Consider the following 14,425-nt stretch of genomic DNA (forward strand, 5'->3'; position numbering starts at 1 on the left):
GTAGAATTCCTTATGAATTTTGATTTTATTCAACATGATGTCATTGAGCAAAAATCTAAGTCTCGATACCGTCAGTTGGTTTGTAATAGTACGACAAGCCAAGATAATGAAATTGTTATCGACGGAAAGTCATATCTTAATTTTTCTTCTAATGATTATTTAGGATTAAATAATCATATTGAAGTAAATAGGGCACTACAAGAAGGCGCTGACCAGTTTGGTGTTTGTTCAAGCAGCTCTAGTTTGGTGACTGGTTATCATTATGCTCATCAATCATTAGAAGCTGATATTTGTCAGTGGTTAAACAAACCTAAATGTTTGTTATTTTCTAGTGGTTTTGCTGCCAACTTGGCACTATTTCAAGCGCTAGGGAAAAGTGAAGAAAGTCATTTTTATTTAGATAAGCTTAGCCATGCATCCATGATTGACGGTGCCTACCACAGTAAGGCAAAGGTAAAACGTTTCAATCATAATAATATTGAACATTTAACTACCTTGTTAACGAAAGCTAACCAGTCTGCAGATAAACTCATCGCCTCTGAAGGCGTTTTTAGTATGGATGGCTGTCAAGCGAAAGTTGTCGAGCTTGCACAAACTGCAAAATCACAAGATGCCTGGCTTTATTTAGATGACGCACACAGTATTGGTGTCATTGGCACAGAAGGACAGGGTAGTAATTACTTTTCAGATATTGATATTACCATGGCGACCATGGGCAAAGCGATTGGAACAAGCGGTGCCTTTTTAACCTGTAGTGATGATTTACATGAGTATATGATCAACTTTTCTCGGCATTATATTTACTCTACCGCAATCTCACCGGCTGTTGCTTGGGCAACAAGAAAAAGTATAGAACTCATAAGAAAAGAACAATGGCGTCGAGAAAAAATCAGTGAATTGAGCGCATTGTTTGGCAAGTTGTTAGCACCAGAAATTGAGTTAATTTCAACAGAATCTTCAATTCATGCCATAATAATTGGCGATGAGAAAAAAGCACTTAACGTAAGTGAAACTCTCAAAAAACAGGGGATTTGGCTAACCGCAATAAGGCCACCGACGGTTGCTGTTAACAGCTCTAGGTTACGTGTTACTATTTGCGCTAATCATAACAGTAAAGATATCAGGTATTTAGCAGGATGCATTAATAAGGCAATAGCTTAATGGTTCAAACAGAACATAAAAACACAAACAGAGTAAACATTGGTAAAAGTTTCGGGTCTGCCAGTAAATCTTATGATGTGTCAGCAAGATTACAACGTTTTTCAGGAAAGCATTTAATGCCCTGGTTACCCAATCGTAATGACCTTACGGTGTTAGATTTGGGCTCTGGCACTGGTTTTTTTACTGACTTATTAGCGGGCACATACAAGCATGTTATTGGGTTAGATATTTCCAATGAAATGCTGAATTTCGCTAAAGAACACCGTGATAAAAAAATTGTATGGTTAGAAGCTGATGCACATAAATTACCACTGACAGATAACAGCATAGATTTCATTTATTCCAACTTGGTCATTCAATGGTTTGATCCACTAGATGAAGCTATTGCTGAAATGTTAAGAGTATTAAAGCCAGGTGGATTACTTATTTTCACTACACTAGTTGACGGAACATTGCATGAGTTAAAGTCATCTTGGAAACAAGTTGATGATGATCAGCATGTTATCGATTTTAAAACGGTTAACGAGCTAAATACCTTATTCAATAATGAAAATGGTAAACTGGTAGAACAAAAGTGCCAAGATATTGTATTGGAATACCAAAATGTGATTCATTTAGCACGTGAATTAAAAGGTTTAGGTGCTAATCATCTAGCTGAAAAACAAAATAGAGGCCTATCAGGGAAAGATAAGTGGTTTAAAATGACAGAACACTATCAAGATTTTCTAGAGCCTAGTGGAATATATCCAGCTACTTATCGTTTGTTTTCAGGCTTAGTGGTTAAATTAAACCACTAACGCTAGGTATTTATCATTTACTTCAATACATCAGCCTTAGCATTTCTAAGAAGTACTAAGGCTTTTTAATGTTATTTGATCACGATACAAATTTGAATCATAAAATAAAAACACAACAGAGAAACTCTTTTTAAATTTACTGAAGAAATATATATGAAACAATTCTTTATCACGGCAACAGACACCGATGCGGGTAAAACATTTGTCAGCTGCGCTTTAATCCATGCGTTAACTCAACACAACAAAGTGGCCAATGATGAAGTGTTGAAAGTTGCGGCCTATAAACCTATTTCTGCCGGTTGTGAATTAATTAACGGTCAACTAATTAATGAAGATGCAAAATTACTCAGTGACTTTGCTAATTGTGATCAAACTATTGCCCAAATAAATCCCATCGCCTTTAAAGAGCCTATCGCACCACACATTGCTGCAAAAAAACAAAACAAAAAGATTACCATTTCAGATATAAACTCTTACTATCAGCAAGTTAAATCGTTTAATGCTGATGTTACTTTAGTTGAAGGGGCTGGGGGGTGGCGTTTACCATTAGGTCCGGTGTCAACTTGCTCTGATAATAATTCAATTAGCAATGGCAAGACGAATAAACCGACTTACCAATTTCTCTCTGACTTTGTCAAAGAGGCCAATTTAGAAGTCATTCTAATTGTCAATATGAAATTAGGTTGTTTAAATCATGCGTTGTTGACCTATGAAACAATTAAAGCTGACGGCCTAAAGTGTATTGCGTGGATTGCAAATTGCGCTTCTAATGAGCCGATGAATAACTTATCAGAAAACATTACTGAGCTTGAAAATATTCTTCCCATGCCTAAGATTGCACAACTCGATTTTATCAATGATGTTGATGAAGAAGGTAAAACTGTTTCATACTTTGAAAAAGTAAATCGTGCAGCGAACAAGATAAATTTATCGATACTGTGATAAATATGGGGCATGCTTTTAGTTTTATATTGCTAAAGCTGATTTGAGTTTACAGAAATCAACTTTAGCAAGAATAAATTCAACTTCATCACGATGAAACAAAACTTAGCTTAGTGTTAACTCAACAATCATCAAAATAAAGCAATGACGAGCTCAGTTTTAAAAATAAATCCATTCTTAATGCAATATCCTAATATTGCGCTTCAAATATTTTTCTCCAGTCAAATTTTTTTTAAACTACACGGTTTATGATTTTTAAAGTCAATCGCTAATATTTTTCCAATTCCGTAATACAAGCACTGGCAATAAATCCGGATCGTGTTTTGTATTCAGAAGATTTACTAACCTTATCGTCAATTTGTGCAATCAATAACTCGGGTAGAGTTACGTTTATTTTATGGCTCTTACCAAGGTAGGGGGTAATATCAATACTGACTATCGCCCAAAAAGCTTGAGAAAATGTATGTGGATTTTCCAGTATATAGTTTTGTCGATGGCTTTCTAACCCTCTTGCATTAGGCACTTTCTCACCGTATTCCGCTAATATCGAGAGGTGAGATTTAATCGATTTTGTTATTTCTTCCATACCTAAATCTATAGTTCTTTCTGTAATTGCACACCCAGGAAGGTCGGGTACTGATACCTGATAAGCATCCTTTTTATCATCATAAATAAACACAACTGCATATTTCATTTTTAACTCCTAACACGACTAAAACGTCCTAAAAATCATTGTAACTCCAATACCCCTATAAAGCCAGAGTTATACAACCCCAGCAACTCTCTGAGATGTTATCGATATAACCCTGGTAACCCTTTACTTGTTGTATTGATAGCTCTGATAACCCCGTAATTGATTTGTAGGTGACTGTTTACTATGTGTAGGAGCTTTTGTTAATGGTAAGTAAATTTATAATTAAATAAATTCTAGTTATTTTTGCTACTAAAATTTTGCTTATAAAGTAGTTGTAGCAAAAAATTTAATTTAGAGAGATAAGGGTTATCTTTTAATCTGGATCATGCAGAATTTGATCTCTATAATGAAATATATACAAGATAAATTTGTAAGAAATATGACCTAATATTTACAACTAAACAGTTGCCTTTTCTCTAGACTTTAATGACAAATTAGGCAGTAGATTTAGCAATTGCTTTATTGATCGAACAAGGAAAGATATGAAAGAACTTTTAAGAGGTAACCCAGAGTTATTGATTACGGTGATCGGTATTGGCGGTTGTGGATGCAATACTGTAAATATGCTCCACGAAAATAATCTATCGACTCAAGTTAACCTCGTTGCCGTTAATACTGATCTTGCTGCGTTAAATAGCATTAATGTTGAAAACAAAATTTTGATAGGTGAGAACCTAACGAATGGATATGGCGCAGGCTCTGATCCCAGTATAGGTTTTCAAGCGGCGCAAGAAAGTGAAGGGCTACTTAGAAGTGCAATAATGGACAGTGACATTGTTATTATTACAGCCGGTTTTGGTGGCGGCACAGGCACAGGAGCGAGTCCACTAGTCGCTAACATAGCCCGTGAACTTAATATAAACTGTTTAGCTATCGTGACCTTACCCTTTGAGTCAGAAGGACGAATTAGAATGGATTACGCGCTACAAGGTATTGATGACATTAAAGATCCAATACATGCGTATATTACCCTCTCAAATGATCTATTACTTGCAGGCTTAGGTGAAAGCGTTGGTCTGTTTTCTGCTTTTAACCAAAGTAATGAAGTACTTAAAAATTTGTTAATTGCTTTAGTACAAATGTTGAATGAAACAGGTTATGTCAATGTAGACAAAAATGACTTCTCAACTATTTTATCGTTTGAAGGGGAGTCTATATTAGGGGTAGGCAAAGCTAATTCAGAAGAAGAAGCTTATAACGCACTCGACCAAGCGCTTAATAATCCATTGGTTTCTATTGCAAACATAGATACTGCCAAAGGGATTATTTTTCAATTATTCTGTAAATCTGAACCAAAACTATCTACTTACAATGGCTTAATTGATCACATCAGAACAAGGGTGATCAATCAATCAGTTCTTATCGTGCCAGGCGTTACCTTAGACCCAAATTTATCATCAGAAATTGAAATTTTGATAATAGGGTCGGGTATATGCAGTGTACCTTCTGAATCGATTAAAGAAGTAATAGTGCTTAAAGACAAGAATAACGAAACAGACAAGGCTGTTGAGTCAGACGATCCCGCCTATATCGATGAGGAACTTAGTTTTATCAATCAAGGTGAAACAATGACCGATATACCGGCAATTACGCGCAAATTAATGGCAATCAATCGCGATTAACGAAACAAACCTTTACATGATAATGGTTCTTATTTACAGTCGTTGGTAAATAACTGTTATAGGAATGGTCGTGAAAGAAATTATCGGCCTTAATGAATGAAAGATAAGACATTACTCAGCCCTGAGTGTTTAATCGAATTGATCGAAAATAGGCGTTTCGGTGTTGAATACCAGCCAATAGTAAGTTGTAAAAACCAAGAAATTTTTGCCTACGAGTCTCTGGCCAGATTCTATTCCGCAAGTAATGAACTTATTCGACCCGATCTTGTTTATGAATCACTTCATACCAGTCCACTAAGTTTGTTCCAAGTTGAATACCAACAAAAAAAATTACAACTATCCTATGCTATTAATGGTCACGATATTTTTGTCAATTTAGATCAAGACTCGTACTTTTCTAGTGGTGTCATTGACCAAAGCAATCCATTCTTAAAACTATTCAAAGCATTTCAAAAGTCTAATGTCGTCGTTGAGTTAATTGAAAACTCAGAAATCAATGATGCCATTATGAGCCTGGCCATGATTGATAATTTAGCGAAAAGCAACATTCACACCGCGATTGACGATGTATGCAATCCCCAGTCTATGATTTCTACGTCGGTAATCCAATTGGTTAACTACATAAAGTTAGACAAGTTTGTTGTCAAAAATAGAAATAATCGAAACTTCATGCTGCTTGTTAAATCAATTATTGATTATGCTCACAGTGCAGGCAAAAAAGTGATCTTAGAAGGGATTGAAACGTATGAAGATTTACAACTCGCTAAACAGCTTAAGTGTGATTTTGTGCAAGGGTTTTACTATCGAGATCAATTTAAGAATGTCACTTAATAACTGTTAATCAATGGGCGAACACAATACACTGTAGTAGCCCTATTAAATAAAGTACAACCACTGGAAAGTTAACATGAACTTTACTCTTAAAAACAATTTAAAAAAATCACTTCTCGTCATTTGTAGCTTAGCGAGTCTTGTTGGCTTCTCAGCGAAAGCAACTGAGTTAAGGGTTGGCGATATAGCACCAAATTTTAAACTACAAGCAACCACAGGTGATTATTACCAGTTAAGTGATTACAAAGGTAAACAAGCAGTAGTCTTAGCTTGGTATCCAATGGCAAATACTCGTGGTTGCACTATTGAGTGTAAATCGTTGACCGAACAAGGGCATCTTATTCGAGAATTTGATGTTAGTTATGTTATGGCTAGCGTTGACCCAATTGACGATAACAGAGACTTTGCGAAGAAGACCGGTGCTGACTTTCCTATGTTAAGCGATCCTACAAAAGCAACGGCTAAAGCCTATCAGGTGCTAAATATGTTTAGAGTTGCCAGTCGTATCACTTTCTATATTTCTAAAGAAGGTAAAATAGTGAAAATTGACGAAGATATTTCACCAAAGACGGCCGCTCAAGATATGGCAAATAACTTAGCGGCGTTAGGAATTGCGAAGAAATAATTGATTGATGGCAAAACCTAACAAAAAAGGCCCAAGCAAAACAGTTGATATATACTGCAAAGGCTGTAATTTTCTTTTATTTAAGTACCGTAAAGGCGGTAAGGGCGCTTTACTTAAGTGTTTCAAAGAACGTATTAGCCAAGACTTTACCGAATCCCCCTGTACTTGCCCAAAATGTAACAAGGTATTCGCCCGAGATTGCTTAATCAGAGGCACACCAGCCTTTAAAATAATTGGCGGTAAAGTGTGGTGTAAATAACGTGTTATATCACTATTATCTTGGTGATTAAATCAGTATATTTGTACAAAATGACACATTTCCAGAACAACTTAAATCAGTTATAAGTTATGCGATAGCTATCATACGCATAACTTATAACTTCTAGTAGGATTGGTTCATTGGATATCGAACAAGCAAGAATAAAAGCACTATGTCATCACATGACCACGATCAGTATCGATAACAAACCTTTTGTGCCTTTAATTAAAGTGAAACGAAGTGAAGCATTACTTGCTGGGCATATTCGAGTGATGTTATCTAAAAGGCGCTCTAATCGTATTCATTATTTTTTGCAGACATATTCTAACAAAATCACATTGATCAATGCCGATTAGCACTTTAAAACTTATCAATTTTTCAACTAACAAAATGATAAATAAGCGCTAGTGTTTTATAAAACGCTTACTTTTACTCATTTCTTGAACAACATGAAGATTATTATGTTCTTAATAGCATTATTCCAATGTGCACTTTAGTTGTTGTCAGGAATAATATTATTCATATAAATAACAATGACATAGCAGGTAACGCGTTACCTGTGGTGATTGTTTTATATTTTGCTGAAAGGCAAGAATAGTAAAATAACAAGTTTCTTTAATAAAATTAAAGAGCAAAGGCATTTATTTTAAAATAATTGTTACAGGGAGGTAGCTTGACACTACATGATTATATTGCAGAGCCGAAAATGCGCTTACAGTATGCTAGAGGTGAAGAGTTTTTTGAATAAAGTAACGTGCAATAAAGCGCTACTAATTAACAATATGTCTTGAGTAGGGAGTGAGAAAACTTGATAAAAGATTGCTAGCAGTAATGTCTAACAGCCAGATACAAAAAAGCCACTTGGAAAGTCTTGAGAACTCTCACAAAGTGGCTCTTTTATTAACTAATATGGTCGGAGTAGCAAGATTCGAACTTGCGACCTCACGTCCCCCAGACGCACGCGCTACCAAGCTGCGCTATACCCCGACAATGTAAACTTTAGGGCTTAACAAGTTTACCGCTTGTATATTAATGATTTATTAACGTAATGCAACGAGAATTAAAAGAATAGTTAGCCTAGATGAACTAAATGGCTAACTATTACTCGATCTAAGCTTTATTGAGAAGATTTTAGCTTATCAGCTTGGCTAAACAGCTTAATAAAGTGCACACCATCAATCATTAATGGGAAGTCTTCATTCACAGTTATAGGCGAAGAAAACTGCCGAGAGTAACTTTGAAAGTTACCGTTTTGATCGACAAAAACAGATTTATCTTTATCAAAAATAATAATTCCTTTATCAGTGGTATTGGCAATGACTCTATCTTTGTTTAATGTAGATAAATCACTGCCATTATTATTTCCGCTAACATTACATGCTAACCATTGCTTCATCAATGTCGGCTGTAAGTCCATATTACTGGTATTAAAGCTAAGATCTGTATGAGTTGTTTTACCTGTTTGTGGGTATATAAATAAGGCCGGCTTAGTATTTAAACGCGTTTCATCGTTTAGATTGCCAATCGAGCTGATCCAAATAATATCCTTTTTAACTTTTTGTTTCTGCGCTAACAGTAAGGCATCAATAAATAATTCAAATTGATATTGATTATTGTTTTTAGCAGCTTTATTGGCATCAGTAGCAAGGCTATTTTTAAAATAGATAATGTGCAAACCAGGGGCTTTATTATTTAATTTATCGGCAAACAACAAACTAGAGACATTTTCTAATTTCGTTATATCACTGAATAACGCTTCAAACCAACGTGGTTCGATAACGGTATCATTTGCAGTTACAGTTCCTTCTTCTGCAGTATCTTGTAGGGAAGAAGGTGAAAAATCATCAGAGATTACCGTTAAACTTGTGGATAATGCCTGTTGTTCGATACGTTGAAACAAAAGGGGCTTAATACCTTGCTTTAAAATATCGTCTTGGTAAATACTTGGTAAAGAATAAAGTAGGTTAAACCAAGCATCATCGTTCAACCCTGTATCTATATTATTTGTTAAGTGCAAAGAGGTAGCACTGGCACGATTAATAAATTGATTCAGCTGAGGAATTGAGACTTGTTGCTCGGTTAAAATCAAGAAAGTCGAGTTGGTTGGTGCTTTGTTCTCATTTTCACTCAGGCAAAGACCAGGTTCTATAGTCGGGTAAGTTGGAATAGCATGACTAAAGGATAACGGGCTATTTTTACGCTCTATATAATCTTCAATGTTAAATAAGCCATATTTGGTTAACAGTGTTTTTGCTGTTGCAGGATATGACAAGGGGAGAACAGTGTCTTGACGTAAAATATCATAATTTAAATTTGCATCTGCCCATATATGGCTTACATGACTAAAGAAGAATGATAAAACTAAGCCAAAAATTACAAAACGGGCAAAAATTGTTTTTTGTAATTGCTTTAAATGTTTCCATGCGTAATTACTTACAACAAATTCAAAGCCCAAAATAACGATAGCCAGAGCACCGATAAAGGTATACAACAAATTGTTTTCTTTGGCTATTTCTTGTATTAAGCTGATGATTTGTGCACTAGAAGAAGCATTTAAATGATAGCCCAAACGACTATAAATAAAGCCATCTAAAACTAACAGTAATAAACCAATGGTAAAGATGATAGAGCCACTGGTTCTAATAAACTTTGTGTGCGGCAGAATTAGTGTTAATGGAAATAACACTAAAACGAAACTCATAAAGGTTAGAAATGCAATATGACTCACCCAAGTTGTTACTAAGTAAACTTGACCAAAGAGTGTCGTTGGTGCAGCTTCGCTAAATAAATAGTAAGAGGAGAGTGCAATTGCTGCTAAAATATTGAAAAATGTGAACCAATGGCTCCAACTGATCAAATGTAATAGTTTTTTACTGTAGCTTTTTGTATCAAATGAAACCATTGATAATAATTCTTCTCGTTGCAGGTAAAATTAAAAAAAGGGGTTAAACTGATTGTTTTAATGCTTTGGTAAAGTTGTCTGCAACTGCAACACGTTTGCTTTCAGGTACTTGCTCAATAATGTTAGTGACTGCATTACCTAAACACATTAGGGCTAAATCAGGTGTTGCTTTCTCTTTTACAAGCACGTCTAACAAATCTTGGATAATTTTTTCTACACGTTCGTTCGAATATTTAGATACAATAGGCATAATAATAGTTTTCGTTAATGATAAATTTAATTTCTCTAGTTTATCAAATGCCTGCACACTTTAATATATATCTAATATAAAAATAACAGTCATTACCCTATATAACACTAACTTTAATTAACATCAGTCACTGAACATAAAGAATCATATGAGCTTAATAATTAATAATATTGCACTACATTTTTTGTCTAAAAAGGAAGAATCAGGCGAAGTTGTTTTACGCCTAGGTCCTGAAAATGCTGAATTCGAACAAGAAAATGCAAAGGTAATCAACTTTGTTGATGGTTTGCATGCCATATATAATGCAAAGGGCAGTAAGGCGTATGGCAGTTTTTCCTCTATGCCAAGTGAAGGTGATTCAGCCCGTTTTGTTGATTTAATGGAAAGCTACTTAACAGAACAACAAAACTTTTATGATTTTAGTGTGCAAGCTGGCAATGTATTGAAAAATGAAATCGAAAAATACGACATAGAAGAGACAGGCTATTTTGTTATATGTCATTATGAATACATGGGCGGTCGTTATCTCTTCGTTGCGGTGATCCCAGTTTCTGAACATTACAGCGTAGATGGAGAATTAAATATTTCAGCAGCGCAGCATTTAGACACAAATAAGTTACAGCTAGCTGCACGCATTGATTTATTTGATTATAAAGAGAATAACCAAGGTAATCGGTATATATCTTTTGTTAAAGGCAGAGCTGGTCGTAAAGTGTCTGACTTCTTTTTAGACTTTTTAGGTTGTGAAGAAGGTTTAAATGCAAAAGAGCAAACACAAACGTTGGTACAAGCGGTTGAAGACTACGTTGCGGTTAATCAATTAGATCCAGCAGAAAAGCAAAAAACACGTAAAGATTTACTCAGCTACTGTAAAGATCAAAAAGCGAGCTCTCAAGATGTATCGCTACAAGAAGTAGGCAAGGTCATTGAAAGTGCAGGATCTGAACAAGATTTTTATGAATTTTGCCAAACGCAATCTTATCCTATTGAAGAATCGTTTCCGCACGAACAAGCCGTGGTGAACAAAATTACTAAATATTCAGGCTACGGAAACGGTATAAGTTTAAGTTTTGAGCGTAGTCACTTTGGTGAAGATGTCGTTTATAATCCTCATAATGACTCGTTAGTTATCTATAAAGTACCGCCAAATTTAAAAGAGCAGCTTATGGCGCTTCTTGAAAGTGACCAAAGCCAAGAAGAGTAAAAATACAACAACAATTAAAGTAACTCGTTACCAGGAAGGTATCGCGTTACTTTATGGTGGTGAATTGGTTTTTGTACGAATAAGTATATATAACAAGTACTTGAGTGTTACCTCTTGACAGGTGGATGAAAAATCAACCAATACTTATAAATATATGAATAGTACCTTAATGGTACGCATAAAAGTGGAAATATGAACATGACAAATGAAAGTAATACCTCAATTAACACCTTAACTATCGCTCGTCCTGATGATTGGCATGTGCATTTACGCGACGGTGCGGTACTAAAAAATACCGTTGCAGATATTAGTCGTTATTTTGGTAGAGCTATTGTAATGCCAAACTTAGTACCGCCGGTAACTGATGCTGCGTTAGCAGAAAGTTATTATCATAGAATCATGGCAGCTGCACCAAGTGCCCATTTTAAGCCTTTAATGGTGTTATATTTAACAGATAATACCAGCGCACAAGATATTATCGAAGCAAAAGAGTCTGGCCTCGTTTATGCGGCGAAATTGTATCCCGCCGGTGCAACAACAAACTCTTCTTCAGGGGTAACAGATGTCGCTAATTTAACTGACGTATTTGCAGCAATGCAATCTGTTGGTATGCCGTTATTGGTTCACGGTGAAGTAACTGCCGATGAGATTGATATTTTTGATAGAGAACAAGTATTTATTGATACCATTTTACAGCCTTTAGTTGCTAACTACCCAAATCTTAAGGTTGTGTTAGAACATATCACGACTAAGAATGCGGTAGAATTTGTCAAATCAGCTGGCGACAACGTTGCTGCTACCATTACCGTGCACCATTTATTGTATAATCGTAATCACATGTTAGTTGGCGGTATTCGTCCACATTACTTCTGTTTACCTATTTTAAAACGCAACATTCATCAACAAGCATTAATAGAAGCCGCAACAAGCGGTGATAAAAAATTCTTCTTAGGTACTGATTCTGCGCCACACGCACAGCATGCCAAAGAGTCCGCTTGTGGTTGTGCAGGAGTATATTCTGCCCACGCAGCGATTGAGTTATATGCTGAAGTTTTCGAACAAGAGAATGCGTTGGACAAATTAGAAGCATTTGCCAGTCTAAATGGTGCAAACTTCTATCAATTACCCGTAAGCACAGATAAAATCACCCTAGTTAAAAAAGCTTGGCAAGTACCAGCAACGATGAGCTTTGGCGATGATGTCGTTGTACCTGTTCGCGCTGAAGAAGAAATTCAGTGGCAAGTAGAAAGTTAAATATTGCTATACCCAAGCACCTTTACGTTAAGTGGCTTGGGTATAAAGCTTATTTTTACACTTTGGTGTAAGCAAAAAAAAAATAAGTTTAGCCTGTAAAAAGAATAAAGAATAAAGTAAACCTAAGTTTAATATAAGGAAAAAAATGCAATTATTTGTAGATGATCTTACCGTTATTGATTTCTCATACCTGTGTAAACAGCGCGGTATTGTGGGTGAGAGCTGGATTGTGGATGTGTTACTCGATGGATCGTTAAATGAAATGAGTATGGTGCTTGATTTTGCCGTAGTAAAAAAGCAAATCAAAGCCATTATAGATGATGCAGTTGATCACAAACTGTTATTACCTATGCAAGAGAAAGCCTTGACCTTGGCAGAGTCGACACATAATGATGGTCATCAAACCGTTGATTTTATCAGTGATGTCGCAAGTTACTATCTGCAATCCCCGGCGAGTGCTTTTGCTACAATAGATTGTTTAACGATCACTATACCTGAAGTCACTAAACACTTAACTGCAATTATATTGGCTCACCTACCAGATAATGTGCAAGGTTTAACCTTAGTTTTGCGCCCTGAAAATATCCCGACAGATTTTTATCATTATACTCATGGTTTAAAGTTACATGACGGAAATTGCCAACGCATTGCACATGGTCATCGCTCTAAAATTCAAATTTTAGTTGACGATAAAAGAGACGCAACGCTTGAAGCTGCGTGGTGTCAACGATGGAAAGATATCTATATTGCTAGCGAAGCGGACAGGATTTCTGTCAATGATATTCAATTATCTGCACAAGCAATGAACAATTTAATGCCCGATCACCAATATTTTAGTTACTTTGCACCTCAAGGTCGATTTGATATCGCCGTACAGAGCAAAGTACTTGATGTTGTTGATTGTGATTCAACGGTAGAATTATTAGCAGACTTCATTTTAAGACAAATAAAAGCGCAATATACTGAACTTGCTAATAACGGTGTAAAAGTTATTGCTTATGAAGGTGTCGCTAAAGGGGCAATTGTTCATGGTTAAGCCAATTAGGAAAACCTTAATTTCTTTAGCACTTAGCACCAGTTTTGTTACTAGCGCTCTCGTATCGGCTGCACAAGAAATAGTATTAACAGGTGAAATTAAGCAGGGTGGTCTACTGGTAGGTAAAACCTTGGCGCAAAATACGGTGACCTTAAATGGCAAGCCGATCACCGTATCAAAATCTGGCTATTACACTTTTGGTTTTTCTCGGGACGATGATCAAAGTTACCAATTAGTTATCACTTCAGTTAATGGTGATCGGGTAGAGAAAACACTAAGCCCTGAAAAACGTAGTTATAATATTCAACGGATTGAAGGCATTAAAAAAAGCATTATGCAGCCAAACCCAAAATCGGTTGCTAGGGCTAGACAAGATAGCAAACAAGTGAAAACTGCACGCAAAGTTGCCAGCTCACTTAACTATTTTGCCCAAGGGTTTATTCCACCGATTGAAGGTACCATTACTGGCGTTTATGGCAGTCAACGAGTATATAATGGTGTGCCTAAAAACCCTCATTTTGGTTTAGATTATGCGGGTAACACCGGTGATCCAGTAAAAGCACCGGCATCTGGTACAGTATTACTTTGGGTACCTGATATGTTTTATTCCGGTGGCACCATGATTATTGATCACGGCCATGGTGTTAGCTCTACTTTTTTACATTTAAGTAACTCTTATGTAAAACAGGGCGATACAGTTGAACAAGGCCAAGTAGTTGCTGCCGTGGGTAAAAGTGGCAGAGCAACCGGACCTCATTTAGATTGGCGTATCAATTGGTTCAATGTGAAAATTGATCCGGCGCTGGTTTTAAAAGTAAAACCTCTTCATTAATATTATCGACACTCAC

General features: G+C 36.0%; 15 protein-coding genes and 1 tRNA gene. 12 read left to right on the forward strand and 4 right to left on the reverse strand.

Translation table 11 applies throughout. The features are described from left to right. The first annotated feature begins 12 nt into the window (after nt 1–12). The 3 genes from ND2E_RS15275 (at nt 13) to bioD (ending at nt 2,900) form a co-directional block, all read left to right on the forward strand. On the forward strand, nt 13–1,161 hold the full coding sequence (locus tag ND2E_RS15275) for an aminotransferase class I/II-fold pyridoxal phosphate-dependent enzyme (protein ID WP_033092996.1): 1,149 nt from the start codon (nt 13–15) through the stop codon (nt 1,159–1,161). Next, complete coding sequence (bioC, locus tag ND2E_RS15270) at nt 1,161–1,958, forward strand: malonyl-ACP O-methyltransferase BioC (RefSeq protein ID WP_033092997.1); 798 nt, start codon at nt 1,161–1,163, stop codon at nt 1,956–1,958. The genes ND2E_RS15275 and bioC overlap by 1 nt, the downstream gene beginning before the upstream one ends. Nucleotides 1,959–2,111: 153 nt before the next feature. Continuing rightward, the gene (bioD, locus tag ND2E_RS15265; RefSeq protein WP_033092998.1) at nt 2,112–2,900 is read left to right on the forward strand and encodes a dethiobiotin synthase; all 789 of its coding nucleotides are present in this window, start codon (nt 2,112–2,114) and stop codon (nt 2,898–2,900) included. A 268-nt stretch (nt 2,901–3,168) separates the two neighbouring features. Here the strand turns inward: bioD and ND2E_RS15260 are convergent, their stop codons facing one another. Then, nucleotides 3,169–3,594 carry a type II toxin-antitoxin system HicB family antitoxin gene (locus tag ND2E_RS15260; protein ID WP_033092999.1) on the reverse strand — a complete coding sequence of 142 codons (426 nt, stop codon included), beginning with the start codon at nt 3,592–3,594 and terminating at the stop codon, nt 3,169–3,171. A gap of 482 nt (nt 3,595–4,076) precedes the next feature. On the opposite strand from ND2E_RS15260, the gene ND2E_RS15255 reads away from it, so the two are divergent. The 5 genes from ND2E_RS15255 (at nt 4,077) to ND2E_RS15240 (ending at nt 7,287) form a co-directional block, all read left to right on the forward strand. Further along, entirely contained in the window at nt 4,077–5,216 is a 1,140-nt protein-coding gene (locus ND2E_RS15255) for a cell division protein FtsZ (protein WP_033093000.1), read from the forward strand. A gap of 96 nt (nt 5,217–5,312) precedes the next feature. Beyond that, on the forward strand, nt 5,313–6,047 hold the full coding sequence (locus ND2E_RS15250) for an EAL domain-containing protein (RefSeq protein ID WP_033093001.1): 735 nt from the start codon (nt 5,313–5,315) through the stop codon (nt 6,045–6,047). A gap of 76 nt (nt 6,048–6,123) precedes the next feature. After that, entirely contained in the window at nt 6,124–6,672 is a 549-nt protein-coding gene (locus ND2E_RS15245; protein ID WP_033093002.1) for a peroxiredoxin family protein, read from the forward strand. A gap of 7 nt (nt 6,673–6,679) precedes the next feature. Continuing rightward, nucleotides 6,680–6,931 (forward strand): hypothetical protein, encoded by a 252-nt coding sequence (locus tag ND2E_RS0121320; RefSeq protein WP_033093003.1) that lies wholly within the window; start codon nt 6,680–6,682, stop codon nt 6,929–6,931. A gap of 140 nt (nt 6,932–7,071) precedes the next feature. Then, on the forward strand, nt 7,072–7,287 hold the full coding sequence (locus tag ND2E_RS15240) for a hypothetical protein (RefSeq protein WP_033093004.1): 216 nt from the start codon (nt 7,072–7,074) through the stop codon (nt 7,285–7,287). A 554-nt stretch (nt 7,288–7,841) separates the two neighbouring features. On the opposite strand, the gene ND2E_RS15235 is transcribed toward ND2E_RS15240, so the two are convergent. From ND2E_RS15235 to ND2E_RS0121325, 3 genes are all read right to left on the reverse strand, one after another. After that, nucleotides 7,842–7,918, reverse strand: a tRNA-Pro gene (locus ND2E_RS15235). Nucleotides 7,919–8,048: 130 nt separating this feature from the next. Then, nucleotides 8,049–9,833, reverse strand: a complete 1,785-nt coding sequence (locus tag ND2E_RS15230; RefSeq protein ID WP_033093005.1) for a DUF3413 domain-containing protein — start codon at nt 9,831–9,833, stop codon at nt 8,049–8,051. Between the two features lie 43 nt (nt 9,834–9,876). Further along, nucleotides 9,877–10,083, reverse strand: a complete 207-nt coding sequence (locus tag ND2E_RS0121325; protein WP_033093034.1) for a YejL family protein — start codon at nt 10,081–10,083, stop codon at nt 9,877–9,879. 148 nt (nt 10,084–10,231) lie between these two features. On the opposite strand from ND2E_RS0121325, the gene yejK reads away from it, so the two are divergent. The 4 genes from yejK to ND2E_RS15210 all read left to right on the forward strand — a co-directional run bounded on the left by yejK (nt 10,232) and on the right by ND2E_RS15210 (nt 14,409). Then, complete coding sequence (gene yejK, locus ND2E_RS15225) at nt 10,232–11,287, forward strand: nucleoid-associated protein YejK (protein ID WP_033093006.1); 1,056 nt, start codon at nt 10,232–10,234, stop codon at nt 11,285–11,287. Nucleotides 11,288–11,509: 222 nt separating this feature from the next. Continuing rightward, nucleotides 11,510–12,541, forward strand: coding sequence for a dihydroorotase (gene pyrC, locus ND2E_RS15220; RefSeq protein ID WP_033093035.1), 1,032 nt, complete (start codon nt 11,510–11,512; stop codon nt 12,539–12,541). 145 nt (nt 12,542–12,686) lie between these two features. After that, nucleotides 12,687–13,577, forward strand: a complete 891-nt coding sequence (locus ND2E_RS15215) for a 6-carboxytetrahydropterin synthase (protein WP_033093007.1) — start codon at nt 12,687–12,689, stop codon at nt 13,575–13,577. Continuing rightward, nucleotides 13,570–14,409, forward strand: coding sequence for a M23 family metallopeptidase (locus ND2E_RS15210; protein WP_033093008.1), 840 nt, complete (start codon nt 13,570–13,572; stop codon nt 14,407–14,409). Before ND2E_RS15215 ends, ND2E_RS15210 begins: the two co-directional genes overlap by 8 nt. Nucleotides 14,410–14,425 lie beyond the last annotated feature (16 nt).

Origin of the sequence: Colwellia psychrerythraea, from assembly GCF_000764225.1 — a bacterium.
GTDB lineage: Bacteria > Pseudomonadota > Gammaproteobacteria > Enterobacterales > Alteromonadaceae > Colwellia > Colwellia psychrerythraea_D.

Bases quoted from the DNA above. Each gene is read 5' to 3' on its own strand.
- ND2E_RS15275 (WP_033092996.1), top strand. From the start codon at position 13: ATGAATTTTGATTTTATTCAACATGATGTCATTGAGCAAAAATCTAAG.
- bioC (WP_033092997.1), top strand. From the start codon at position 1,161: ATGGTTCAAACAGAACATAAAAACACAAACAGAGTAAACATTGGTAAA.
- bioD (WP_033092998.1), top strand. From the start codon at position 2,112: ATGAAACAATTCTTTATCACGGCAACAGACACCGATGCGGGTAAAACA.
- ND2E_RS15260 (WP_033092999.1), bottom strand. From the start codon at position 3,594: ATGAAATATGCAGTTGTGTTTATTTATGATGATAAAAAGGATGCTTAT.
- ND2E_RS15255 (WP_033093000.1), top strand. From the start codon at position 4,077: ATGAAAGAACTTTTAAGAGGTAACCCAGAGTTATTGATTACGGTGATC.
- ND2E_RS15250 (WP_033093001.1), top strand. From the start codon at position 5,313: ATGAAAGATAAGACATTACTCAGCCCTGAGTGTTTAATCGAATTGATC.
- ND2E_RS15245 (WP_033093002.1), top strand. From the start codon at position 6,124: ATGAACTTTACTCTTAAAAACAATTTAAAAAAATCACTTCTCGTCATT.
- ND2E_RS0121320 (WP_033093003.1), top strand. From the start codon at position 6,680: ATGGCAAAACCTAACAAAAAAGGCCCAAGCAAAACAGTTGATATATAC.
- ND2E_RS15230 (WP_033093005.1), bottom strand. From the start codon at position 9,833: ATGGTTTCATTTGATACAAAAAGCTACAGTAAAAAACTATTACATTTG.
- ND2E_RS0121325 (WP_033093034.1), bottom strand. From the start codon at position 10,083: ATGCCTATTGTATCTAAATATTCGAACGAACGTGTAGAAAAAATTATC.
- yejK (WP_033093006.1), top strand. From the start codon at position 10,232: ATGAGCTTAATAATTAATAATATTGCACTACATTTTTTGTCTAAAAAG.
- ND2E_RS15215 (WP_033093007.1), top strand. From the start codon at position 12,687: ATGCAATTATTTGTAGATGATCTTACCGTTATTGATTTCTCATACCTG.
- ND2E_RS15210 (WP_033093008.1), top strand. From the start codon at position 13,570: ATGGTTAAGCCAATTAGGAAAACCTTAATTTCTTTAGCACTTAGCACC.